This window comes from Prosthecobacter sp., assembly GCF_014879935.1.
In the GTDB taxonomy this organism is placed as follows: Bacteria; Verrucomicrobiota; Verrucomicrobiia; order Verrucomicrobiales; family Verrucomicrobiaceae; genus Prosthecobacter.
The window spans coordinates 1-1,988 of the sequence record NZ_JACSRD010000147.1 but is presented as its reverse complement, the minus strand read 5'-3'; the positions used below and the strand labels follow the sequence as shown (position 1 = coordinate 1,988).

The 1,988-nt window shown below is 63.0% G+C and carries 1 protein-coding gene; it reads left to right on the top strand.

Going from position 1 to position 1,988, the window contains the following annotated elements; translation table 11 throughout:
- The first annotated feature begins 92 nt into the window (after positions 1-92).
- Positions 93-1,838, top strand: a complete 1,746-nt coding sequence (locus IAE77_RS14015) for an SMP-30/gluconolactonase/LRE family protein (RefSeq protein WP_294227542.1) — start codon at positions 93-95, stop codon at positions 1,836-1,838.
- Positions 1,839-1,988: the final 150 nt, after the last annotated feature.

Below are 1,988 nucleotides of genomic sequence, written 5' to 3'. Positions count from 1 at the left end.
GCACCGACTCGCCCGGCTGATGGCCTCGCTGACGAAGGTCGGGCTTTTCTTTGACTTTTGGGATGCGGTTTCCAGACTCGGCGGCTCTGACCATGAAGCTTTTTCTCTCTCTTTTGTTCCTGCTGGCCGTGATGCCGGTGTTTGCTGCGGATGATTATGTGCCGGGGCCGGACTCGAAGCCGCAGGAGGGCGTGCCGAAGGGCGAGGTGCTGAAGTTTGAGCTCAAGAACAGCGCGATCTTTCCCGGCACGGTGCGGGACTACTGGGTCTATGTGCCGGAGCAATACACGCCGGACAAACCGGCCTGCGTGCATGTGAACCAGGACGGCATCCAGTGGCAGGTGCCGGTGGTGTTCGACAATCTGATCGCGAAGAAGGAGATGCCGGTGACGATCGGCGTGTTTGTGATGCACGGACGCGTACCTGCGCGTGATGGCAGCACCGCTTTGGACCGCTATAACCGCAGCGTGGAGTATGACGGGCTGGGGGATGCGTATGCGCGCTTCCTTCTCGATGAACTGCTGCCGGAGGTGGAGAAGATCGTGCTGCCGGACGGTCGGCCGATTCGCCTGTCGCACGATGGGAACGACCGCTGCATCGCGGGCAGCAGCAGCGGGGCGATTGGTGCCTTCACGGCGGCCTGGGAGCGGCCGGAGGCCTTCGGCCGCGTGTTCAGCAGCATCGGCACGTTTGTGGATCAGCGCGGCGGGAATGATTATCCGGTGATGATTCGCAAGCACGAGCCGAAGGCGCTGCGGGTGTTTCTGCAAGACGGCAGCAACGACGCGAACGGCACGGGCGGGAACTGGTTCCTGGCGAATCAGGAGATGCTTTCGGCCTTTGAGTTCGCCGGTTACGAGGTGAACCACGTGTGGGGCGATGGCGGGCACAACGGCAAGCATGCGACGGCGATTTTGCCCGAGGCGCTGCGCTGGTTGTGGAAGGACTGGCCGAAGCCGGTGACGAAGGGCGTGAATTCACGCGCGCCGGTGATGGAGGTGCTCGGCGCGGGCAGCGAATGGCAGATGGTGAGCGAGGGGCACGGCTTTACCGAAGGCCCGGCGGTGAATGCGAAGGGCGAGGTGTTCTTCACCGACATTCCGAACAGCCGCATTCACAAGATCGGCCTCGATGGCAAAGTCAGTGTGTTCGCGGAGGACACGGGCAAGGCCAACGGGCTGATGTTCGGCCCGGACGGGCGTTTGTTTGCCTGCGCCAGCGGCAAGAAGCAGATCGTGGCCTACGACGAGGCCGGGAAGGGGAGTGTGATCGCGAGTGACATCGACTCGAATGACCTGTGCGTGGCGCAGAACGGCAACGTCTATGTGACTGATCCGCCGCACAAGCAGGTGTGGCTCATCACGCCGCAGGGCGAGAAGCGTGTGGTCGATACGAATGACAAAGGCGGGATCGCCTTCCCGAACGGCGTGCGTTTGACGCCTGACCAGAGCCTGCTGCTCGTCGCGGACATGCGTGGGCAGTTTGTGTGGAGCTACCACATCGAGGCGGATGGCTCGCTGAGCGCCAAGCAGCCTTATCATCACCTGCGGCTGCCGGACGGTGTGACGGAGAGCGGCGCCGATGGCATGACGGTGGACTCGAAGGGCCGCCTCTACGTGACGACGCATCTCGGCGTGCAGTTTTGTGATCAAGCCGGCCGCGTGAACGGGATCATCGCCAAACCGCAGCGCAAGTGGCTGGCGAACGCGGTGTTTGGCGGTGCGAACCTGGACGAACTCTACGTGTGCAGCAGCGACAAGGTCTTCAAACGCAAGACCACGGTGAAGGGCGTGCGCTCCGCCGATGCGCCGATCAAGCCGGAGAAGCCGAGGCTGTGAGGCGGGGCTGGATGCTGGATGCGAGGTGTGCGCAGTTCGCGGTTGATCGGTGGTCGTGGACCTGACGGGGGAAGTCCGGAGGGATGACAGCAGAATGGGTGACAGCAGAAGGGTGGAAGAAGTGCTGATGGAGGTCCCGTCAGGTCGGGA

Bases quoted from the DNA above. Each gene is read 5' to 3' on its own strand.
- IAE77_RS14015 (WP_294227542.1), top strand. From the start codon at position 93: ATGAAGCTTTTTCTCTCTCTTTTGTTCCTGCTGGCCGTGATGCCGGTG.